Annotated in this window: 21 protein-coding genes and 1 pseudogene; 11 read left to right on the top strand and 11 right to left on the bottom strand. The window is 22.9% G+C overall.

Annotated elements, in window-relative coordinates:
• Positions 1–145: 145 nt before the first annotated feature.
• Entirely contained in the window at positions 146–328 is a 183-nt protein-coding gene (locus ACZ5EC_RS09325; protein ID WP_464302207.1) for a hypothetical protein, read from the bottom strand.
• A 10-nt stretch (positions 329–338) separates the two neighbouring features.
• Between ACZ5EC_RS09325 and ACZ5EC_RS09320 the strand changes: the two genes are divergently transcribed.
• The gene (locus tag ACZ5EC_RS09320) at positions 339–485 is read left to right on the top strand and encodes a hypothetical protein (protein ID WP_464302206.1); all 147 of its coding nucleotides are present in this window, start codon (positions 339–341) and stop codon (positions 483–485) included.
• Here ACZ5EC_RS09320 and ACZ5EC_RS09315 read toward each other — a convergent pair.
• Positions 440–676 (bottom strand): annotated as a pseudogene (locus tag ACZ5EC_RS09315) (hypothetical protein); the annotation flags it as partial. The gene ACZ5EC_RS09320 and the pseudogene ACZ5EC_RS09315 sit on opposite strands and share 46 nt — an antisense overlap.
• Positions 677–729: 53 nt before the next feature.
• Complete coding sequence (locus ACZ5EC_RS09310; RefSeq protein WP_464302205.1) at positions 730–1,842, bottom strand: ABC transporter ATP-binding protein; 1,113 nt, start codon at positions 1,840–1,842, stop codon at positions 730–732.
• A gap of 207 nt (positions 1,843–2,049) precedes the next feature.
• Between ACZ5EC_RS09310 and ACZ5EC_RS09305 the strand changes: the two genes are divergently transcribed.
• The 5 genes from ACZ5EC_RS09305 to ACZ5EC_RS09285 all read left to right on the top strand — a co-directional run bounded on the left by ACZ5EC_RS09305 (position 2,050) and on the right by ACZ5EC_RS09285 (position 5,970).
• Positions 2,050–3,069 (top strand): ABC transporter ATP-binding protein, encoded by a 1,020-nt coding sequence (locus ACZ5EC_RS09305; RefSeq protein WP_464302204.1) that lies wholly within the window; start codon positions 2,050–2,052, stop codon positions 3,067–3,069.
• Positions 3,059–3,859: an ABC transporter permease gene (locus ACZ5EC_RS09300; protein ID WP_464302203.1), complete on the top strand. Its 801-nt coding sequence runs from the start codon at positions 3,059–3,061 to the stop codon at positions 3,857–3,859. Before ACZ5EC_RS09305 ends, ACZ5EC_RS09300 begins: the two co-directional genes overlap by 11 nt.
• A 3-nt stretch (positions 3,860–3,862) precedes the next feature.
• Positions 3,863–4,678, top strand: coding sequence for an ABC transporter permease (locus ACZ5EC_RS09295; RefSeq protein ID WP_464302202.1), 816 nt, complete (start codon positions 3,863–3,865; stop codon positions 4,676–4,678).
• Between the two features lie 217 nt (positions 4,679–4,895).
• Positions 4,896–5,471 carry a DUF134 domain-containing protein gene (locus ACZ5EC_RS09290; protein ID WP_464302201.1) on the top strand — a complete coding sequence of 192 codons (576 nt, stop codon included), beginning with the start codon at positions 4,896–4,898 and terminating at the stop codon, positions 5,469–5,471.
• Positions 5,472–5,583: 112 nt separating this feature from the next.
• Entirely contained in the window at positions 5,584–5,970 is a 387-nt protein-coding gene (locus ACZ5EC_RS09285) for a DUF5320 domain-containing protein (protein ID WP_464302200.1), read from the top strand.
• Between the two features lie 144 nt (positions 5,971–6,114).
• Here ACZ5EC_RS09285 and ACZ5EC_RS09280 read toward each other — a convergent pair whose 3' ends face one another.
• The 7 genes from ACZ5EC_RS09280 to ACZ5EC_RS09250 all read right to left on the bottom strand — a co-directional run bounded on the left by ACZ5EC_RS09280 (position 6,115) and on the right by ACZ5EC_RS09250 (position 13,943).
• Positions 6,115–7,785 carry a CheR family methyltransferase gene (locus tag ACZ5EC_RS09280; protein WP_464302199.1) on the bottom strand — a complete coding sequence of 557 codons (1,671 nt, stop codon included), beginning with the start codon at positions 7,783–7,785 and terminating at the stop codon, positions 6,115–6,117.
• Positions 7,786–7,824: 39 nt separating this feature from the next.
• On the bottom strand, positions 7,825–8,331 hold the full coding sequence (locus tag ACZ5EC_RS09275) for a chemotaxis protein CheW (protein ID WP_464302198.1): 507 nt from the start codon (positions 8,329–8,331) through the stop codon (positions 7,825–7,827).
• A 169-nt stretch (positions 8,332–8,500) separates the two neighbouring features.
• Complete coding sequence (locus tag ACZ5EC_RS09270; protein ID WP_464302197.1) at positions 8,501–10,594, bottom strand: methyl-accepting chemotaxis protein; 2,094 nt, start codon at positions 10,592–10,594, stop codon at positions 8,501–8,503.
• Positions 10,575–12,587 carry a chemotaxis protein CheA gene (locus ACZ5EC_RS09265; protein WP_464302196.1) on the bottom strand — a complete coding sequence of 671 codons (2,013 nt, stop codon included), beginning with the start codon at positions 12,585–12,587 and terminating at the stop codon, positions 10,575–10,577. The genes ACZ5EC_RS09270 and ACZ5EC_RS09265 overlap by 20 nt, the downstream gene beginning before the upstream one ends.
• A complete protein-coding gene (locus ACZ5EC_RS09260; RefSeq protein ID WP_464302195.1) occupies positions 12,587–12,967 on the bottom strand; it encodes a response regulator in 381 nt (126 codons plus the stop codon). The genes ACZ5EC_RS09265 and ACZ5EC_RS09260 overlap by 1 nt, the downstream gene beginning before the upstream one ends.
• A 148-nt stretch (positions 12,968–13,115) precedes the next feature.
• Positions 13,116–13,415 (bottom strand): STAS domain-containing protein, encoded by a 300-nt coding sequence (locus tag ACZ5EC_RS09255; protein ID WP_464302194.1) that lies wholly within the window; start codon positions 13,413–13,415, stop codon positions 13,116–13,118.
• 138 nt (positions 13,416–13,553) lie between these two features.
• Entirely contained in the window at positions 13,554–13,943 is a 390-nt protein-coding gene (locus ACZ5EC_RS09250; RefSeq protein WP_464302193.1) for a response regulator, read from the bottom strand.
• A 449-nt stretch (positions 13,944–14,392) separates the two neighbouring features.
• Between ACZ5EC_RS09250 and ACZ5EC_RS09245 the strand changes: the two genes are divergently transcribed.
• From ACZ5EC_RS09245 to ACZ5EC_RS09225, 5 genes are all read left to right on the top strand, one after another.
• Positions 14,393–16,039, top strand: a complete 1,647-nt coding sequence (locus ACZ5EC_RS09245) for a FapA family protein (protein ID WP_464302192.1) — start codon at positions 14,393–14,395, stop codon at positions 16,037–16,039.
• Between the two features lie 144 nt (positions 16,040–16,183).
• Positions 16,184–17,443, top strand: coding sequence for an arginine deiminase (locus ACZ5EC_RS09240; RefSeq protein WP_464302191.1), 1,260 nt, complete (start codon positions 16,184–16,186; stop codon positions 17,441–17,443).
• Between the two features lie 22 nt (positions 17,444–17,465).
• Positions 17,466–18,362, top strand: coding sequence for a CBS domain-containing protein (locus ACZ5EC_RS09235; protein ID WP_464302190.1), 897 nt, complete (start codon positions 17,466–17,468; stop codon positions 18,360–18,362).
• A gap of 35 nt (positions 18,363–18,397) precedes the next feature.
• A complete protein-coding gene (locus ACZ5EC_RS09230; RefSeq protein ID WP_464302189.1) occupies positions 18,398–19,672 on the top strand; it encodes an ArsB/NhaD family transporter in 1,275 nt (424 codons plus the stop codon).
• A 431-nt stretch (positions 19,673–20,103) separates the two neighbouring features.
• The gene (locus ACZ5EC_RS09225; protein ID WP_464302188.1) at positions 20,104–21,630 is read left to right on the top strand and encodes a dihydroorotase; all 1,527 of its coding nucleotides are present in this window, start codon (positions 20,104–20,106) and stop codon (positions 21,628–21,630) included.
• A gap of 165 nt (positions 21,631–21,795) precedes the next feature.
• Here ACZ5EC_RS09225 and ACZ5EC_RS09220 read toward each other — a convergent pair whose 3' ends face one another.
• Positions 21,796–23,181 carry an MATE family efflux transporter gene (locus ACZ5EC_RS09220; protein WP_464302187.1) on the bottom strand — a complete coding sequence of 462 codons (1,386 nt, stop codon included), beginning with the start codon at positions 23,179–23,181 and terminating at the stop codon, positions 21,796–21,798.
• Positions 23,182–23,530: the final 349 nt, after the last annotated feature.

Genomic DNA, 23,530 nt, shown 5'->3' with positions numbered 1-23,530 from the left:
TTAATAATATCTTTATTTAAATAATTTTGATAATTCTTATTAATATAAATCAAACAAAGAAGAGCGAAAAAATTAAATATTAAGTATAGAATAACAAACTTAATTTTAGGTTTATAAAAATTATTAAAATGTTTGACAAAAATATTCATAAAATTTCCTTTTCATTTTGTATGATTTGATCTTTGAAAAGTTGCTTGATATGTTTTGATTTAAAAATATCTTTGCTATCAATATCTTCCGTAATTTTAGCAGAATCAATGTAAATAATCCTGTCAAAATATTTTAAAACAGAGTAATTGTGAGAGATTGCAATAACAGTAATATTCATATCTTTTATTATGGATAAAATTTTTTCTTCTAATTTTGAATCAAGTAAATCAGTTGCTTCATCAAGAAATAGAATCTTGGGTTTTCTAATTAATGCGTGTAAAAAGCTAATTACAATTTTTTCACCTGCTGATAATTTTTCATTTGATATAATTTGATAAAGATTATTAAACCTATTAAAAAAATGAGAAAGATTTAGCTGAACAATTAGATTTTTAACTTCATTATAAGATGAAGTTTGATCCAGAACAATATTTTTATAAATAGAGTCTTCAAAAATAATTGGATTTGAATTGATATATGAAATACTTTTTCTATAATTTTCTATGTTAATATTTGAAATAGGGATATTACCTATAAATATTTCACCTTTTTTGCTGTAAAAATTGCCAATAAGTGAATTTAAAATACAGATTTTCCTTCACCAGATTTACCAACTATTAATAGTTTTTGTGCATATGGAATTTTTAAATTAATTTGTTTTAAAATTATATTGTTTCTAAGTTTGATCCATAAATTTTTTATTACAATATCATATTGAGAAGTAATTAAAAAGCCTTTATCTTCATTCTTTTTTTCAAATACATTATTTATTGTTTCCCATCTGTTTTCAACTTTTTCTATTTCTAATTTTAGTCCAACTAAAGGGGATAAGTCCGGGAAAATTAGAAATAAAAAATATAAAGTAAAAAAAGTTGTTATATTTTTATTATTAATATTAAATAGATAAATTATAAATAGTAACAATACAGGAACTATTTTATTTAAAAAATTCTTAATAAAAACTTCAAGGACAAACAATTCATCAACACGAGAAAGAATGTTCATTGTTAAATTTTTAATTGATTTTTTAATTTTATTTAAAAAATATTTAAAAAGATTATTTGCATAAATATCAAATTCTCCTTCAAGGCAATCATAAGCTTCATCGTAAACCTTCATAAATTCACTACTTTGTTTCTTTAAAATGGATAGTTTTTTTCTTTCTATAATATTAATTAAAAGCATTAAAGTGGTATTAAATATTATTATAAAAAAAGAATATAAAGGATTTATTGTTAATACAAATAAAAGATAAATGATTGTTTTAATTATAATTGTAAATTTTTTAACCAATTCATAAAATGATTGTAAAGCTAAATTTAAGTTTCCAGCAATATTTCTAAAAATTGCAGCAGGGCCATTATTATAGTAAAAATCAATTGGTAAATCAAGATATTTGTTTATAAGCAATTGTCTTATATTTTTTGATGGGTTTAAAAACATATGTTTTGTAAGTATTCTTTCTGTAAAAATATCTAAAAATAATAGGATAAGATAAACTGATAAAAGAAGAAAACTTAAAATACAAAACTTTTTTAAATCTTTTGTTATAAAACCATATTTGTAAATGTTATTGATAATTAATGGGATTATTAATAATAATAGTCCCTGTAATAAAATAATGAGAATAGTAAATAAAATAGATTTGTTATTTTTTTGATAATAATTTGTAAATATGGAATTTAATTTCATTTTTTTTCCTTTACAATGAAAATATAAAAACTTTTTTATAAAAGTAAATTTAAAGCATATAAAAACATAATTCAAAATTCATATCAATTGAAGTAAGTTTGTGTATATTTTAATTAATATCGTTAAAAAATTAATATTTACTTGATAATTTAAAATTAAAGTGATTATTTATAAAAATATTTTAAAAGTGATTATAGTGAGGGAGATATGCAAATAGTTACTGTAAATAACATATCTAAATCATATTTTGTTAATGAAAACAAAAATTTCAAATCATATATATCAGGTCTTTTTGGAAAAAATAAATTAAAAGAAATTAAAGCATTAAAAGGTATTTCATTTAATGTGGATATTGGAGAATCAATTGGATTTATTGGAAGAAATGGGGCAGGTAAATCAACAACAATTAAAATTTTAACAGGAATTTTAAAACCTACAGGTGGATCAATTCAGGTGCTTGGAAGAGAGCCTTTTAACAATAGGCAAGTCAATAACTACTATATAGGTGCTGTTTTTGGCCAACGTTGTCAGTTACGCTGGGATATTTCTGCTTATGAATCATTTAAATTACTTAAAAGTATTTATAGGGTAAGTGATAAGGATTTTAAAAAAAGATTGGATGAATTTTGTGAAATTCTTGAATTAGATAAGTTTTTGTATCAGCCTGTTCGAACATTGAGTTTAGGTCAAAAAATGCGTGCAGAGCTTTCAAGTGCCTTTTTGCACAATCCAAAAATAGTTTTTTTAGATGAACCTACAATCGGGTTGGATATTTTTAGCAAAACTGCTATTATAAATTTTCTTAAAAAAATAAAGAATAAGGGGAATACAACTATTTTTTTAACAACTCATGATACTTCTGATATAGAAGAAATATGTGAAAGAACAATTATCATTGAAGAAGGTAATATTTTATATGATGGATTAACTTCAAGTATTAAAACAAAAATAAATATTGGACATCGTGTAGTTTTTATATTGGAAAATAAAAAGCCCAATCTACCATACAATATAAAAGATAAAAAATATGGTAATATTGAATTTACCAATAATAAGATAATAGTAGATAATTTAACAGAAAAAAAATTACCCCTGTTATTAAATGAAGTTTTAAATAATAATAAAGTCATGGAGATAAATATAAAAAGTCCCGATTTTAAACAAGTTTTAAAAAAGTTTTATGAATATAATAAAATCATTATTGAAGAGGGGGAGAATGTTAAATAATTTTAAATTAAAAACAAATATTATTTTAATTAAAATAGGGTTGATTAAATCGCAAATATATAGAAAAGCCACATGGTTTAATATTATATCATCAATATTTTTGATTTGTGTTCAATACTATTTCTGGAAAGCAATATATGAATCAACTGTTATTCCTGAGTATAATTTTATGCAGATGTTTTTTTATTTATGTACAGGTCAAATCATTCATATTTTATTTCCTAAGGTAAGTTCTAAATTGAGCCAGTTAGTTAAAACAGGAGATATTGTCCATTGGCTTTTAAAACCAATTTCGATTTTTAGACAATTTTTCTTTGTATCAATTGGTCAAAGTATATATAGGTTAATATTTATAGCATTACCTATACTACTTATTATTATTTTAATATTTAATATTTTTCCTGATTTTATTTTATTTAATATTTTTAAATTTATTTTAGTTTTTGTATTATCATATCTCTTTGTATTTATTTTTGATCTGTTTATTGGAATTTTTTCGTTTCACACTTACAATATAAGGGGAGTACAGAGTTTTAAATATGCAGCTATTACTTTATTATCAGGAAGATTTCTTCCCCTGTCTTTATATCCTGATTGGATAAGAAAAATAATAGAATATATCCCTTTTAAAATTATGTATTACTATCCCCTTATGGTTTTATTTAATAAAACTGAACAAACATTAATCAATATTGTTATTTACCAGATAATCTGGATAATTATTTTAGGATTTTTTACATATATCTTTTACAAAAGTTCAATTAAAAAAATCTTGATTCAGGGAGGATAAAAATTGAGATTGATAAAAAAACATCTTAAATCAATAGACAGATATTTTAGGTTATATTTAGAATTTTTAAAAATTAATATTAAAGGTATAGTAATATATGATTTAGATTTTATAATTGGGATTGCAGGTTTATTATTAAATAATTTTATGAGTTTCTGTATTTTATTATTTATATTTAACTTTATAGATAAATTGAAAGGATGGAGTTTCGATCAGATTTTATTCATTTTTGGCTTTTCAGCAACGAGTTTTGCTTTATGGCATTGCTTTTTTGTAAATACTATTTCACTTACATATTATATTCGTTATGGTTTTCTTGATCGTTTTTTGCTACGTCCAATTAATCCCATTTTTCAGATTATGACAGATGGTTTTGATGAGGATGGCTGGAGTGATCTTATTTTTGGCATAAGTATTTTAGTTATTGCAATTATTAGATTAAAATTACTTTCATTCTATTTGTTACTACTTCCTTTATTGATAATTGGAGCATCATTGATATATGTGTCAATATCTTTATTATTTTCTATTTCCTCATTTATTACTATTGGAAATACAAATATTTCTAATTTAATTTATGATTTTAAAGAATTTACTAAATATCCTTTACCTATCTATAATCAGGTATTAAGAATTATTTTTACCTCAATAATTCCAGTTGGATTTGCAAGTTTCTATCCAAGTTTATTTTTTATTTCAAATTATAAAAATGGCTTATTAATTGGGTTGTTATCCCCTTTTATTTCATTATTATTTTTTTTGATAACAACTAAAATCTGGATGTTTTCTCTAAAATTTTACAAAAGTTCAGGGACTTAATAATATATTACTATTTCTCCTCTTTTATTCCTCTAAACTTCAACAAAATAATAAAGTTTTTTCTAAAATATTATTATAATATAAAATTTATCCTTTTTATTTTTCAAGCATAAAAAATTTAAAAAAATACTTGACAAATGAACAATAGTTCATTATATTTCTTATGAACATAAGTTCATAAGAAATATGAAATTAGTAAAAATATCAGGGAGATAAAATGCCAAGAAGAAAAAGAGGGAGATGGATGTGGGAACCCCCATTGGTAAGAGGTTTTAAACCATTTGGTATCCCTTTTATGAACAGTGAACCAGTTGTATTGTTATTAGAAGAATATGAAGCTATAAAACTTGCTGATTATGAAAATTTAACACATGACCAAGCCTGTACAAGGATGGGAGTTTCAAGACCGACTTTTACAAGAATTTATGATGCAGCAAGGAAAAAGATTGCAAAAGCTTTTGTAGAAGGAATTCCAATTGTGGTTCATGGAGGGAATGTAGAATTTAAAGAAAAATGGTATAGATGTCTGGATTGTAATAGAATTTTTAAATTTAATGAGATTTTACAAAGTAAAATAAATAATAAAGAAGGTAATGTTAATAAAAACAGTTTTGATGAAGATCAAAAAATGAATAAAAATATTGAACAACAGAAAAATGATGACAAAAATAATGATAATAAAAGTAATAAAATAAATAACTTTGAAATTAAATGCCCTTTCTGTGGTTCATCAAATGTAATTGAAATTGAGGAACTTCATAGAAGATCTTTTAATAGAGGAAGATGGTTTTAAAATTTGAAAAGAAATTGGAAAAACAGAAATTTGAGAATGTGTTGAAAAAGAAACATATTTTAAAATTACTTTGGTTAATAAAAATAAAAATTTTAAATAAAAGGAGGTGCTTATGCCTTGGGGTGATGGAACAGGTCCATGGGGACAGGGTCCAAGAACAGGTTTAGGCCTTGGATATTGCAATGGTTATGATAGACCTGGATATGCTAATCCACTTAATCGAGGAGGTGGAAGAGGTTATGGTTATGGTTTAGGAAGAGGTTGGGGAAGAGGATATGGTGCAGGATTTAGAGGAAGAGGCTGGGCAAGAGGATATTATTCCCCTTATTATCCAGCAAACTATTCTGCTCCTGCTTATAATCAAACTTCCCCATATAGTGCAGAAGATGAGAAAGAGTATCTGAAGAACTATCTTAAAAATATGGAGCAAGAACAGGAATATATTAAAAAAAGATTGGATGAACTGGAAAAAAAAGATCAGGAAAATGAAAAAGAATAAAAAAGCAAGATGTTTAATGTTAAAGCTGTCCCACAAAAAGGGGCAGCTTTTTTATATGTATTGGATATTGTTTTATATAATTAGAATATTGAAAGAATAATAATGAAATAAATATAAAAACAACAAAATTGAGGTATTGGAAAGTTATTCAAATTTTTCAAATGAAGAAGATATTCTGTCAACTTTTTTCATAAATTGTAAACTTGAATCTTCTTCATATTTTAATATATCTTTTTCATCAATATCTCTTTTAATTCTCACAAGGTAAACTTTACCAGTATCTGTTAAAAAATATATTCTTCTAGCATAATTTTCTCCTATATCTTGAGCAACTATTGGGATATTTTCATTATTTAGATACGTTGTTGCAAATTCAATATTCGCTTTTCCTATAAGTTTGCTTGATTGGGTTTTTGAAATGTTTGCACCTCCAAAAAGTTTAGCAATAATATTTTTTTTATTTGCACCTGATTTTAACATTTCATTAAGCATAAACTCCATTGCCCAGAATCCATATTTTTCAAATTCATATTTTTTATAAGGATCAGCAAGATTTCCAGTGTATGGTAACATAAAGTGATTCATAGCTCCAATTTTTGAATATTCGTCGAAAAGACAAACAGAAACACAACTTCCTAATACTGTTGAAATACATATAGGTTCAGTACTAACATAATATTCTCCCAGGTTTAAAAATTGTTTAGTATAATTTTTTAATATTAAATTTAATTTATTTTGTTTATCAGGTAAATTTATATTATGTTTTGTACCAGTTATTTTAGTTTCTAAACTCTTTTTATTTAAAAAATTTACTTCTTTATAATTATTATATTTATAATCATCTTTTTTATTAAAAAGTTCATATGAATAAGTTGAAGTGGAATTTAATTTCCTTTTTGATATTTTATCAATATTATTATAACTAGTTTTTTGTATCCTCTTCTGGTATATATGATTTTTAACAGGATATATGTTAAAATTATTTTTAAAAATATTTTCAGATGTACCTAAAATTAAATAACCATTATCTTTAATTATTTTTGAAATATTGTTAACAACTCCAAGTTTAATTTCAAAAGGAAAATAGATTAATACATTCTTTAAAAATACAAAATCAAACTTTTTTTTAAATTTAAAGTTTTCAACTAAATTTATTTTAGCAAATGTTATAAGATCTTTAATTTCAGGGTTAATGAAATAACCATTTTTGTTTTTTAATCTCCCTTTGTAAAAATATTTTTCAATTAAATAATTATCCAGATTTTTCATTTCTTCTTTTGTATAAAAACCTTCTTTTGCCTGTTTTAAAAGTTCAATATTAATATCAGAAGCTAAAATTTTTATTGGAATTGTTTTTAATTCACTTTCAAATAACTCCATTAAAATAATTGCAATTGTGTAAGGTTCATATCCTTTTGAACAGGCTGCTGACCATATATGAATATAACCATAGTTATTTTCTAAATAATTGCTTGATTGAATTTTTGTTCCATTTTTCTGAATAAAAGAATTTATATATTTTTTAAAAAGCTCTTTTATAATATTCCATTGTTCAAAATCCCTAAAAAAAGATGATTCTCCAGTTGTTAATGTAACAAGGGCATTTATTAGTTCTGTTTCATCATTTTTTATAAATTCAAAATATTCATTGTAATTATTAATATGTAACTTTTTTAATCTTTTTACCAGTCTATTTTTTATAAAATTAACTTTTGAATTATCAATTTTAATTCCATATTTTTCAAAAAGGTTATTTTGAAGAAAAGAAAATAATTCTTCAGAAAAATCAGATTTAATTAAATTAAACATCTCCATTTTTTAATAATCCATAACAATCAATTTATAAATTGTTTTTTAATATTTTTGCTCTTTAAAATCAAGTAATTTTTCAATATTTAAAACTAATATTATCTCTTTGTTGAAATTATAAACTGCTTTAATAATCTTTTTTTCAACTTTTGTAATAAGATTTATATCTTTATTGAATTTATTTTCTTCAAAGTTAGCAATATCAATAATATTATCTGATAAAATACCATAAAGTTTATTATTAAAATTAATAATTATTATTACAGAATATTTTCCATAATCGTTTTTAGAAGTTTCAGATATCTTTTTTTTTAAATCTACAACAGGAATAGTTTCCCCTCTATAATTTATAACTCCAGCAATAAATTCAAAGCTATCAGGTAATGAGGTGATTTTTCTATATTCAATAAATTCTTTAATATAGTTTATTGATATTGCAAAAAGTTTATCTGAAATCTGAAAAATAGCATATTGGCTAATATTTGGTTCATAATTTAAGTTTTTAAGTAATTTTTTTTTAAAATCTTCTTTATTTTCAAAATAATTATTCATGTAAAACCCCTGAAATTTTAAAAACAAACAAAAAATAAAGATGTTTCACAAATTATAAAATAAAACAAAGTTAAAAAACTTTTTAATTAAAATCTTTTTTTTAATTAAAACATTTTTAATAAAATTGATTTGATTATTATAAAATTCAATCTTTTTAAATTTATAAAATTTAGAATTCTTCATAATTACTAAATTCTTCTTTATCTTTACTGTTATTGTAAAATTTATTAATATTGGCTGAATTTAAATTTTTTAAATTTTTATGTTTCTCATTTATTTTCTCATTGTTTATTTTAGTAGTTTTATCCTTTTTTGAAATTGGGTCTTTGGTTAATTTATTTGAAATATTATCATTTTTTGAATTAATTTTATTTGTATTAATTTTATCTATTTTGAAGAAAGATATAATATATTTAAGGTTTTCAAAACTAGCATAAAGATTTTCTGCTGTAGATGAAAATTCTTCAGCAAATGATGCATTGTCTTGAGTTATTTCATTTAAATTTATAATTGTATTTGTAATTTGTTCTACAATATTAAATTGTTCATTAAAAGAGTTTGAAACAATATGAATTGAGTTTATTGTATTATTAATTTTTTCAGTTAATATTTGAAAACTTTTATCAACTTCTTTAGAACTGAGATCAGTTAAATTAATTTCCTTATTTATATTTGTAATTAATTCTGTAATTTCCTTTGCAGATTTTGCAGATTTTTGTGCTAAATTTCTAATTTCTGCAGCTACAACTGCAAATCCTTTTCCAGCTTCTCCAGCTCTTGCAGCTTCTACAGCAGCATTTAAAGAAAGTAAATTTGTTTGAAAAGTAAGTTCATTAATAAAATCACTAATTTCATTGATTTTTGATGCCATTTTAACTACATTGCTTATACTATTTAGGGCACTTTCAATCTTTTTTTTACCTTCTTTTGATAGATCTTTTATTAATTCAGAATTTTTATTTATATCATTTAAATTTTCTATATTTCTCTTTATTGAACCTGTTGCTTCTTCCAACATAGCAGTAGTTTCTTCTAAAGAACTTGCAGATGATTCAGTTCTATTTGATAACTCTATAGAAGCATTTGATATATCTGATGCAGTTTCAGATAATCTTTCAACCAATTCATGACTTTCAAATATTATCTCTTTTAATTTTGTATATGATTTATTAAAACTATTATTCATTATTCCAATTTCATTATTTAATTTTATTTTTATCAGTTTTATATCAGAGAGATTGCCAGAAGCCATAAATTGAAGATTTTTATTTATTAAGTTAATAAGTTTAAAAATAATTAGAATGATAACTAAAATTATTAAATATACTACTAAGAAAGCAATTAAATTTTCATTAAATAGTTTTGTTTTAAATTCTTTATCAATGAGAGTGTCTAATTTATTTAGATGGATAATTAAAAATTCTTGATCTAAAAACTTTGTTATACTGGAAAAAGCAATAAATTTTTCCTGGTTTTTATCACTCTGGTTATTGTTTATTGATAATATTTCAAATAAATTTGATTCTTTTTTTAAAGCTATATCATTTGTAATTTTTTTTAAATCATTAAAATTTATGTTGTTATTATTATCTGAATTATTTTGATTATAAATAATTGTATTTTTGTTTTTATTAAATATATATGTAATTTGATTTTTGTTATTGTCTTTATACAGATCTAACAATATTTGTTGGCTTTTAAATTTAAAAATAAAAATAAATTTATTATTATTAATAGAAAATGGGAAAAAATAGTAATTATAATAAATTCCACTTTTTGGATCTTTTTCAAATAACAAAGTGATAATTTTAGTTATATTGTTAATTCTGGTATCTAATTTTAAGTTTGCAAAAATATCATTGTAAAAAGATGTTGAATTTAATATTTTATTTGAAAATACTATATTTCCTTTATTATCAATAATATAACCTGAATCAAGGTTAAAATAACTAACATAAGTTAAAAATAATTTTGTAAAATGTTCATTATAATTTTGAGAAATCAAATCATTTGCTATATCATGATTTGAAGTTATAAAATCAATAATAGTAGAGGATAACTCATATTGTTTATTTAATGAATTTATAAAGATATTTTGCTTTTCATTGATATACTTTTCTGATGTTTTCTTGTTTATAGATAAAGAATAATTATGCAGGATTTTATCATTTTTATAGATATCATAGATTATTATGATTGTGAATATAATAAGTAAAATTATTGTAAATTGAATGACGAATCTATTAAAAAATTTTATCTTCATAAACATTCTCCTCAATATGTATTTCGTCAGGTTCTAAAATATAACAAATTTCTCCATCCCCTAAAATAGCTGTTCCAAAAATGCCTTTTATCTTTTTATTATTTATAGAAAGGGAGTTTACTACTAAATTTTGTTGTCCAATAATTTCTTCACAATAAAAAGCTTTTAAAGAATTTTGAGTTTCAATTATAAAAAATAAATTATTTTTTTTATAGTTAAAATTTTCTGATTTATTAAATTTTAAAAAATTAAAAACATTTATAACATCAAGAAACGATTCATTGAATTCAATTACTAAACTTTTTTTGTTTAGTATATTCTTAATAGAAGTATAAATAATATGTTTAATGTTCGTTAATGGAATTGCAAAATAAATGTCTTTAATTTTAAAAATCATGCAATCAATTACAGCAAGTGTTAAAGGAAGTTTTAACAAAAAGGTAGTCCCTAAATCTTTTTCTGATTTGATATCGACTTGCCCATTTAATTTTAATAAACTTGTTTTGACAACATCAAGCCCAACTCCTCTTCCAGAAATTTCAGTTAGTTTTTTAGCAGTACTAAATCCAGGTTTAAAAATAAAATCATATATTTGCTCATCTTTTAATTTTTTTGAATTTTCTTTATTTAGTAGGTTTAAAGATATTGCTTTTTTAATAATTGCATCTTTATCAAGTCCTTTACCATCATCTTTAATTTCAATATAAGTATTATTTTTTTGTCTGTAAATTTTTAGATCTATATTACCAATTTCTGATTTCCCTTTTCCTTTTCTGATTTCAGGTGATTCTATCCCATGATCCAGAGCGTTACGAAGAATATGTTCAATGGGTTCAATAATATTATCAATAATTTGTTTATCCATCTCTTCTTCAAGCCCTTCGATTGTAAAATTGATTTTTTTATTTATTTTTTTAGAAAAAGTTTCAATTTTTCTTTTTAGAGGAATAATATAGTTTTTAACAGGTACCATTTTTAGTTCAAGAGTTTGTTGTTGTGCTTTAAGAATCATCTTATTTAATTTGTAAATTAAATTTTTTATTTCATTAAGATCAATATTCTGGTTATTTTCCGCATTATATAAAGCCATTGAAGATAAAATGGATATATCTTTAATTAAATTTAAAAGAATTTCTATCTTATTTGAATTTACTTTAATATAAGTATTTTCGATTGATTTTTTTTCTATGTCTTTTTCTTTACTTGTTAGCCCGGTAATATTTTTAGATTTAATTTTTTCTTCAAATTTTTCTAATTTTTTATCAGATTTTTCAATTTTATTATTTTCTGTATTTTTATTAAAACTGTCGATTTCATTAATTTCAAGATTCCCATTATCTTCAAAGTCAATAAATTCAAAAATTGATTTAATTTCTTCTAAATTTTTTTTAGTTTTTAATTCAAATCCCCAGCTAATTAAAAATCTATCAGGTTTATATTTTTTTAAAGGGATATTAAAAAGGTCATTATAATTAACAGAAACTTTATCAAATTTACCAACTTTTTTTAAATCATTTAAAAATATAAGTGGATCTAATCCCTGAAAATAAATATTTTCAGGAGGTTTGAATTTTATAAAAAAAGTATTTAAGGTTCCTTCTTTTTTATTTAAAAATGTATTACATTTATCAATAATACTGTTTTTTGAGCTTTCTAAGTTATAAAAAGGGGAAGATTTATTAGATAAATTTTTTAAAATATTCTTTAATAAATCAACAACGGTGAAAAGAAATTCTTTAATTTCATCATCTACTTTTATATTATTATTTCTAATTTCCTGAAATAAATTTTCAATAGAATGGGTAAAGTCTTTTATTTGTTCAAATCCTGCAAAACTTGAAGAACCTTTTATTGTATGAAATACTCTAAATAAAGAATTAATATTATCTTTGCTAAAGTTATCTTCAAAAAGTATTTCTTCTATTTTTTCTATATTTTCTTCAAGTTCATTTATAAAAACATGTAAAATCTGTTCTTGAAATTTATTTTCCATTATTGGTCCTGTATATATAAAAATCGTTTAATAATTTTAATTAGTTGTTTTGGGTCAAATGGTTTAATCATCCATCCACTTGCACCAGCTTTTTTTCCTTCAATTTTTTTTGATTGCTCAATTTCTGTTGTTAAAATAAGAATGGGAGTGTATCTATAATTTTTTAATTTTCTTACTTTTGAAGTTAAAGTAATACCATCCATAATAGGCATGTTGACATCGATAATAAAAAAATCTATATCATCATTGTTTTTTATTATATCATATGCTTCTTTTCCTTCAGAAGCTTCAATGACTTTAAAATTTTCAAGTTCTAAAAAATATTTTAAGGACATTCTGACAGTATTAGAATCATCAACTACCATCACCTTTTTAATCATAAAATTTCCTTATTAATGTAATGATTATTATTAATATAAATGTTTAAATGTTTATAAAAATTAAATATTTATATAAAATTAATTTAAATAAAACATTAAATATCCATAATCAATTAAACAATGAAATAAAAAATCACATATATTTAAATTACAAAAATTGATCAATATCTATAAATGCATTTTTAAATTCTATTTTAATTATCTCATTTATATTTTTAAGTTTTATTTTTTTTCCAAATTTAGTTAATTGATTATCAAGATATAAAATTAACTGAATAAATGAAGAGTCTATCCATTTAATTGATTCAAGGTCAAGATAAACTATAGTTTCTTTATATTCATTATAGGAATTTTTAAAATATGGTATTTCTTTTAAAAGATATTTGTACACAAGGTTAATATTTTTAACTGATATATTATTGGTAAATCTTTCTAATTTAATTATCATAATATCTTATTTACAATTATTCTATTTTATTTATTTTTCGGAAAAGAATTATATTAATATTATTACTAATGATTTAGATACACGAAAATATTAAAAGTTTAAAATTAAATCTATTTTAGTTTATTATTTTAATAGTGTTTAATTTTTTTGTGGTTTAAGAACTTTATTTATTTTATAAATTAGATCTTCTGTTTTAAATGGCTTTACTATATAATCATTTGCCCCCATTTTAATACATTTTATAATATCATCCGTCTGATTTCTAACTGAAATGACAATAACAGGAATATGTTTTAATCTATCATCATTTTTTATAATTGTAATAATGTCATATCCACTTAATTTAGGCATCATAATATCCAGCAAAATTAAAATTGGATATTCTTCATAACTCCACTGTTCTTTTAATTTCAATATATATTCAGAAGAATCTGTGAAAGATCTATATTGAAATTTATATTTTTCCAGTTCCATTTCAAGTAATTTGATTATATATTTGGAATCATCAACTATATCTATATACCCCATAGATTTATCCTTTAAAATATTATTTTATTAAAAATTATGATTTTTTTCTTCAAATATCTATATTTATTTTATTCTATATTTTTAATTATTCAAAAAAAATATTAGGAATTTAATAAATAAAAAAATAATTTAATCATAAATATACTTGTAATTATTTTCCAAAATTGTATAATTTATATTGCCCCAAAGGTGAAAAAAATTGATTAAATAATATTTTTAATTATCATTTATAGAATTTGTTAATATCTTGTTAACATTATTATATTATCATTATTCTTCATAAATTAAAATTATATAAATATAATATTTTTTTTAAAAATATTATGATTTTAATCTTTATTATTAATCATAGTAATTTTTTTATTATATCAATAGATTTTATTTTAAAATGATTACATAAAATAAATTAATAAATGTAATGGATAAAATAAAATATTTGAGGAATTATAATGAAACCCAATATATTTTTTAATGTTAATGTTAAAGATATTGTGAAAAAAATTATTGACTTAAGTTATTCTAAAGAAGATTTAATAAAGTTAGCAAAAAATTTTGTTTACTATGATTATGATCTTATCAATTTTGATGAAAGTGATAGTGACTTTAAAATTATGAAATACAAAGGAGATTGTTATTATTCGAAAGAAACTAATAGTTTAAAAGCTTTGAAAACTGGTTTTGTAAATTATACATATTATAATATTGAAATTTTAGATCCATATTTTGTTACTAAAGATAAAAATCTATTGCTTTTATATTTACCAAAATATCTTGATAAAATTAATTTACACAAATTAGCGGAAGAAATAAAAAGTTTGAATATTAGTAATTACGATGAAGAGAAGGTATTAGGTATAATAAAACCAGGTATATATGTTTTAGCAAAAGGAACTAAACCGATACATGGCCATAGTGAACAAATATTTCCTGTAATAGAGGAAAAAGTTTTGCATGGAAAAATGGATGAAAATGGTAATATTAATTTTTATGAAAAAAATTTTATTTGTAATGTCAATAAAGGCCAAATTGTCGCAAAAGTTATACCAGAACAGAAACCTGTTGATGGGTGGGATCTTTATGGAAATAGAGTTCCTGCAAAATATTTTGAAAAAAAAATATTTTCTATTGGTGAGGGTATAGAAAAAAAGGGGAATAGTTTTTATTCTGCAATAAATGGTGGTATATTTACTTCTAAAAATAATATTTTAAGAGTATTGAAAATATATAAAATAGTTGGGAACCTTTCATTGAAAACAGGTAATATATATGCAAATGGTTCACTTGTTGTTATCGGTGATATTGAAGAGGGTATTAAAATTGATGTTAAAGGAGATTTGTATGTAACAGGAGGTATATTTCAACCCGCAGAATTAAATGTAGATGGTAATCTTATATGTTTAAAAGGGTTTAATGGTAAAAAAGAAAAACAATATTATGTCCATGGGGATTTTTATTCAGAATTTATTATTAACTCTAACCTTGTTGTTTGCGGTTCAATAATGATTAATAGGGAAATTTCTAATTCTAAAATATTTTGTTTTGATAATATATTTTGTTATAAAATGGAAGGTACAATTTTAGCTTCTCAAATTTATGTTAATAATATTATTATAGCAAACTTTTTTGGTAGAAAAAATAGTGGAAGAAACAATATTTATCTTGGATATTCAAAAAATATTTTTGAAATTGAGAGAAAATTATCCCAACTTGCAGTTGAGAAAAAAGAGTTAGAAAAATATAATAATAAAAAAGAATTAAAAAACAATAATTTGCTTATTGAGCAAATGAAATTAGAAAGAGAAAAAATATTAGAAAAGAATATTAATTATAAATCCCATCTTATTGCTTTAAAAGTTTTATGTGAGGATAATTTTATTTTTAATATAAAAAAAAGAGAAAAAATAAAAAATCCTGTTGAAAATTCTATTGTATATTATGAAAAGGATTTTGACTTAAAAATTGAACCGTTATACTATTTATACAAAAAAAAAGTTTTAGAAATGGGTGATAAATATTATGAAATAAGAAAATTTAGAGAAAAACTTGATTTAAAGAAAATAATATCAAAATCTGTTTTAGATTTTCTTAAAAAATAAATTTATAAAAATGTTTCCTTGACTTTAAAAAGAATAGCAATAAATTTTTCCTTAGACACCAATAATTTATCAGGATATTACAAAAATAATATAGATTACAAATATCGATAATAATAATAATATCATATTTAATCAGGAGTAATTATGGGGAAAAATATTTTAGTAAATTCTGAAATAGGAAAATTAGAAAAAGTAATTATCCATTCTCCAGGATTTGAAGTAGAAGAAATGACTCCGAAATCAGCTGCTCAAGTTTTGTATAATGATATAATCCCTTTACCAGTTATTGCTAAAGATCATATGGAATTAAAACAAATTTTATCAAAAGTTGCAAAAGTTTATGAGGTAAAAGACTTATTAATTGATGTTTTAAAAAATAAGGAAGTTAAAAGAGAATTTGTTAAAACTATTGTTAGATTCCTTCCCACAATTGAATTTAGATTTGAAGAACTTTTTTCTATGTCACCAGAAAATTTAGCTAATAGTGTCATAGTTGGTTTAAAAGAGAAAAAAAATACATTAACAAAATTTTTAAGTCATAATATTTTTGCACTTCCCCCTTTACCAAATCTCTACTTTATGAGGGATAGTGCTATTGTTGTAAATGATAAAGTTATCACAGGGTCTATGGCAAATAAAGTTAGATTAATGGAAGCAATTATTGCAAAATTTATCTATAAATACCATCTGGAATTTAAAGCTGAAGATTTTATTTTTGATGGAACAGAAGAAGGAGTTAATTCTAAAGTTACTATAGAAGGGGGAGATTTTCATGTATTAAAAGAAAATATTTTTGCAATAGGTATTTCAGAAAGAACTACTCCTGAATCAATAGATAGAATAACAAGCAGTCTTGCTAAAGGGATTTGTAAGCCATTTTATATTTTTGCTGTTGTTTTACCAAAAGAGAGGGCAACAATACATCTTGATATGATATTTACTATGGTTGATTTTGATCATTGCGTTATTTATGAACCATACATTTCAGGAAACAATCATCTTCCAGTTATTAAAATAACCATTACACCAGATGGTAATAAAAAATATGAATATGTTGATAATTTAATTTCAGGGTTATCATCAGTTGGAATTAGTTTAAAACCAATAAAGTGTGGAGGAAATGATCCTTTATATCAGGAAAGAGAGCAATGGCTTTCAGGTACAAATTTTTTCTCTTTTGCTCCAGGTAAATTTATTGGGTATGATTGTAATATTAGAACACTGGAAGAGATTTCAAAAGCAGGATATGAAGTTATTTATTCAAAAGATATATTAGAGGGTAAAAAAGATATAAATAAGATCAAAAAATGTGTAGTTGGAATTTATGGAGCTGAACTGGCAAGAGGTGGAGGAGGTGTTAGGTGTATGACAATGCCAGTTAAAAGAGAAAATATCTGGAGATAAAATATAGTTTTTGGGGGTATAAATGAAACTTTCCAGCATTTTGAGAAAAGATTTAGTATTCTGGAATATTGAAGCAAAAAATATTGATCATATTTATGATATTGTTTCAAATGCAATTTCTGATATTTCTAAAGTAAAACAGGAAGAGATAAAAAATGCATTTATTGAAAGAGACAAATTAGGATATACAATCTCTAATGGGTTTGCAATACCACATGGAAGAATAAAAGGATTTGATGATGTAATTGTTTGTATTGTAAAATTGAAATCACCAATAATATTAGATAACAAAGATGTAGATTTCTTTTTTATACTTTTAACAAGTAAGCAGGGTTCAAATTTATATCTTAAAACACTTGCAGCAATTGCAACTTTAATTTCAAAATATGGTAAAATTATTAAAAATATTGAAACAGAAAAAGAATTACATGATTTTATACACCAAAATGATATAAAACTAACTGAGCCTGTTAAAGTATCAGAAATAATGAATGATAAAGCTGTTGTTGTTACTAAAGATATGAAAGTATCTGAAGTTATGGATCTTATGAAAAAAACCGGGATAACTTTTTTTCCAGTTGTTGATAAAAATAATATCTATATTGGTAAAGTTGATATTATCGATATTTTAAAATTAGCTTACCCTGATTATGTTTTAATGATGAATGACCTCTCTTTTTTAACAAATTTCAGAGCTTATGAAGAGTTTGAGAAAAAAGAATTAACAAATACTATTGAAGATGTTTACATCCCTCTTTCAAAAGAAAGAAAGATTATTTATGAAGATATTAATATTATAGAGCTGGGTTTTTTAATTGTAAAAAATCACTGGCATCATGTTACTGTAGTTGACAAACAAAATAAAGTACTGGGTATTATATCAGCAACTGATCTTTTAAACAGGATATTAAGAACATAATTTTATATTTTTATTTTTAAATATTGGAGATTAATATGAATTCATTGATGCTTGGAGCTTTGTTAATATTTTTTGTCGCATATTTATTTATTGCATCAGAAAAAATAAATAAAACCATTGTTGCTTTATTAGCAGCTTTTTTAATGATAATATTTCATATTGAAGAACAAAATGCAGCGTTTTCACATGTTGATTATAATGTAATATTTTTACTTATAGGAATGATGCTTCTTGTTAAAATAATACAGCAAACAGGTGGTTTTGAATATATTGCAATTAAATTTGCTAAAATGGTAAAAGGTAATCCATATAAAATTATGATAGTGTTGTTTTTAATGACAGCTACTCTTTCAGCTTTTCTTGATAATATAACAACTGTATTATTAATATCACCAATTTCAATACTTATAGCAAATGAAATGGAAATTTCCCCTCTTCCCTTTTTGCTCACTCAAATTTTTGCTTCAAATATTGGGGGAACTGCAACTTTAATTGGTGATCCACCTAACATTATGATAGGTAGTGCTGCAAGATTAACATTTATGGATTTTATTGTGAATTTAACCCCTATTATTCTCATTCAACTAATTGTCTTTTCAATTATATTCTACTTTCTTTTTAAAGGAAAAATGGAAGTTACAAATGAGAGCAGAGCAAGGATAATGGATTTTGATGAAAAAAAGATGATAAAAGATTATCCTTTACTTATTAAATCTTCAATTGTGTTTGGAGCTGTACTGATAGGTTTTGTAATCCATGGTTTTCTAGATTTAGAAGCATCAGCTATAGCATTTACAGGGGGTGTTTTTTTGTTATTAATTGGAAAACTTAATCCTGAAGAAATTTTTCAAAAAGTTGAATGGGTAACAATCTTCTTTTTTATTGGACTTTTCATTATGGTTGGAGCATTAGTTGAAACAGGATTTATTGACCTTATTAGTAAATACCTTTTAAATTTAACAAGAGGAAATATTAAAGGTACTGCAAATCTGGTATTGTGGTTTTCTGGTGTTTTTTCTGCAATTGTAGATAATATCCCCTATGTTGCAACAATGATCCCATTAATACAGGAACTTGGCCACAGTTTAGGACAACATACAATTATCCCTTTATGGTGGGCATTATCATTAGGGGCATGCCTTGGAGGAAATGGTACATTAATTGGTGCATCTGCTAATGTAATAATTTCCGATTTTGCAAAAAAAAGTGGGTATCCTATAACTTTTATCTCATTCTTAAAATATAGTGTTCCAATTACTGCTTTATCGTTATTTATATCCTATTTTTATATAATGATAAGATATTTTTAAATATGAGAAATATTTCAAAAATTTAACTATTGGTTTAAATTTGTCTTTTAAATTTAACTATTATCAATAAAAGAGTTACATTATACAAATCTAAAAGTTTTTAAACTTAGATAATTTTCTTTAAAATTATATTTGTTTTTTAGATTTAAATATTATCTATTAAAAGAGTTTTATTAAATAAATCAAAAAGTTTTTTAACTTAAATGGTTTTTTTTAAAATATGTTTGTTTTTTATTTTAATTAATTTTAGTTTCTTTAATTTAATTTTTATTAATTTTATTTTCTTTAATTTTATCCTCTTCAGTTTAATTTTTTTTGTTTAATTTTTTTTAATTCTATCCTAATTTATTTTATATTTTTTATATGTTATTTTCATTTTTTATGTTATAATTTTACCAAAGAAATCTTTTTAATTTATCAAGGGGGTTAAAGTGATTTTAAAAAATTGCATTTACTATGATGATAAAACCGATAAAATTTGTAAAGGGAATATATATATTGAAAATGGTAAAATAATTAAAAAAGAGATATTAAAGAAAATTTCTCAAAATAAGCTTTTTGAGTATTTTGAAACCAATTTGCTTCTAAATAGAAAAATTGACAATAATAAAAAGAAATTTGATTCTCAAAATTTGAAAAAATTGAAAATATCTTTTACAAATAATATCAATGATAATTTTAAAAATATTACTGAAATTGAGAATAAAGAAAAACTTGACAATACAAATATAATAATTGATTGCGATGAACATCTAATTATTCCAGCAGGAATTGATCCACATGTACATTTTGATACTCCTGGATATACCCATAGAGAAGATTTTGAACATGGGACTGCTTCTGCTGCTGCAGGAGGTATTACAACAATTATAGATATGCCATGTACTTCAATTCCCGAAGTTGTAAGCAAAGAAAATTTTGAAAAAAAACTTAGTATTGTATCATCTTTAGCACATATTGATTTTTCATTTTTTGGTGGAATTCATGGTAATATGTTTAATGAAAATCTTGAAAAACATGTTAAAGAATTAGTTGATTTAAAAGTAAAAGGATTTAAAGTTTACTCAATTTCAGGGATGAAAACTTTTCCTAGAGTTACAAATTACCAGTTTTTTGAAGCTGTTAAGTTATTAAAAGATTATAATGTACCTATTTTATTACATGCAGAAGATTATGAACTTGTAAATGGATTAACAAAAAAAGAAAAAGCAGCAGGGAAAAATTATATAAACTACTTTAATTCAAGGCCAGCTTTAGCTGAAATTTTAGCTGTTGGAAATGCACTTGAGATTGTAAAATCTTTAAAAGGGGATCTTCACATTGTTCATGTTGCATCCTATGATGCTGCATTAAAGATTAAAATGTATAAAAATGAAGGAATAAATGTCACATCTGAAACCTGCCCACAATACATTTATTTTACATACAAAGATTTTGAGAATAAAGGTTCATCCTTAAAAACTGCACCAGTTGTAAAAACTGAATATGATAGAACTGGATTAAAACAATTGTTATTTAATGAAGATATTGATTTTATCTCTTCTGACCATGCTCCTGCCCCCCTTTATGAAAAAAATACAGGATCGATATGGACCGATTATGGTGGCATTCCAGGAACGCAAACTATAATACCAGTATTACTAACAATTGGGTTAAATTCAAAAAAAATAGATTTAAAATCTTTTATTCATATTACTTCTGAGAATGCTGCAAAGAGATATAATATTTTTCCAGAAAAAGGGAGTTTAAAAGAGGGTACTGATGCTGATATTGCTATAATAAACCCTATTGAAGAATGGGTATTTAGTAAAGAGGAGCTTTTATCAAAAGGGGAAACAACACCATTTGATGGTGAGAAATTTAAAGGAAAAGTGAAAATAACTATTAATAGAGGGAAAATTGTTTATAGTGATTATTTTGGATTGATTTCAAAAAAAGGGGATGGTAAATATTATTAAAATTATTTTAATTTATAAATATAATTTAAATTTATAAATAAAATTTAGTTATTATTTTTTAATTTAGTCAGGATTTTTATATTCAATTAGTATTTTTATTTGTTTTGTATTATTTAATTAATATTTTTATATTTTGTTAATGTTTTTCAATTTAATAAATAATCTTTATACTCTATGTTTTAACCATTTGTAATCAAGGAAAAACTTTAAAAATATAAAAAACTCAACAAAGTCACCAAACGCAAATGAAAGCCATACCCATATAATTCCAAGTTTGAAATAAAGTATTGTTATTGCAAGTATAGGAATTTGAATAATCCATCTTGAAATTAATGAAGAGAATAAAAATGGTTTATTATATCCAGAACCTGAAAACACAACCGCTAAGCCCATTCCAAATCCTACAAATATAAGCCCAATAGTTCCATATTTTAAAAAATCCACTCCCATTTTTATAACTTCTTTAACATCACTGAATGCACTAATAATGTAATTTCCCCATATAAATACAATTATAGAAAAAATTAACATTATTAGTGATGATGTTATTGCTGTTAAGATAGCGGTTTTCTTAGCTCTTGTTTCTTTTTCAGCACCAAGTGATTGCCCAACAATAGAAGCTCCCCCCATCATAAGTCCAATTATTGGCATAAAAGCTAAAGAAAAAATTCTGCCAGCAATACCAAATGCAGCTATTGCAAGATTACCAAATAGTGAAACAAATTTTAATACAACAGACATTGAAAGATTTCTTGCTAATACTTCAAAACCATTTGGAAGTCCAATTGTAATTAGTTTATAATCAATTTTTTTATTAAGTTTAAATAAATTTTTGATTTTTGGGCTTAATCTCTTTGTTTTAAAAAATACAAAATAAAATCCAGATAAAAATGCAATTAATTGAGAAATACCTGTAGCAATTGCTGCTCCTGAAGTTCCCAATCCAAATCCAGTGAATCTAATGTCAAATTTTATGAATAAATTTGTTAAGATGGGTATTTGACTAAAAATAAATATAGGATCTAAAATTACATTAATAATTGTTGTAAATACCATAATTTTCATTGGAGTTTTAGCATCTCCAATGCTTCTTAAGATTGTGTTTAAAGAATAACTTGTAAACATTATTGGTAAAAATAAAAATCTGATATTACCATAGTCCAATCCATATTTTATAACTTTACCATGTGCAAAGATCGAAAATATAGGTTTTAGAAAGATAATCATAAAAATAGTTGCAATAAGGGCAACAATAAATTTGAATGTAATTGTTTGTTCTATAGCTAGATTTGTTCTTTCAATATCTTTTTTCCCAAATGATTGGGTAATCAATGAAATTGAACTAACACCGATTATTTCATTTAATGTTTCAACAATCCAGAAAATTATCCCAAATATAGTAACTCCTGCAACAGCATCAGCACCAATTTTGCCAATCCAGAATATATCGACAAGGTCATAAACCATTTGAAATGAAAATCCTATCATGGTTGGGATTGATATAAAGATTAAATTTTTTAATATACTACCTTTAGTAAGATCTTTTTCCATAGTTTATTTTTATTTTCAATAATTCTTTTTTATAATTTCATATTTAATGATTGCTTTTAAATATTTATTCATATATTTGTACTTTTATACCTATTTGCAATAACTGTTCGTAATAATAAACCATAACAATATATAAATAATATAAATAAAGTTAAGAAAACTTAACTATTATTGCTGATATAAATTATATGATATTGCTATTTTGTAAAGGTAAAAAAAATACTTGTAATTGAAAAATATTAAATTTATTTTATTTTAAAGAAAACTTTCAATTAAAAAATAAAATGTTCAAATTATTTGTAAATTTTATAATATTTAAATTTGTTTTAAATAATATATTCAAAAATTT

The sequence above is a fragment of the Exilispira thermophila genome (assembly GCF_055389015.1).
This window is presented reverse-complemented; position numbering and strand designations above follow the sequence as displayed.